This is a genomic window from Saezia sanguinis (assembly GCF_003991585.1).
GTDB classification, from domain to species: domain Bacteria; phylum Pseudomonadota; class Gammaproteobacteria; order Burkholderiales; family Burkholderiaceae_C; genus Saezia; species Saezia sanguinis.
In genome coordinates this window covers 1-263 of the sequence record NZ_PQSP01000102.1, presented here as the reverse complement: position 1 = coordinate 263, position 263 = coordinate 1, and the positions used below count along the sequence as shown (strand labels likewise).

Sequence of the window (263 nt, the reverse complement as noted above, 5' to 3'; positions counted from 1 at the left end):
GGCGACCATGATCCGCAGCGTCGCGGTACACGATGCCACCGGGTCGGAGGCGGCGCCCGGCGATATCTTCCTCGCTGTGGGCGCCGGCTCCGTGAGTGAGGCGGTTCACGGGGCGCGGGCGGCGAAAGCGGTTGCGGTACTGGTGCGCGGTGGTTCCGACGCCGAACGGGAAGCAGCCGCGATCGGGCCCGGCGGCGGAGTCGCGGTGCTGGTGGTGGATCCCGCGGTGTCGTGGAACCAGCTCACCGGAGTGGTGTACGGGC

The 263-nt window shown here is 72.2% G+C and carries 1 protein-coding gene; it reads left to right on the top strand.

What is annotated here, in order from left to right:
* A partial coding sequence (locus CUZ56_RS15865) for a hypothetical protein (protein WP_204250953.1) occupies positions 1 to 263 on the top strand: 263 nt, incomplete at both ends.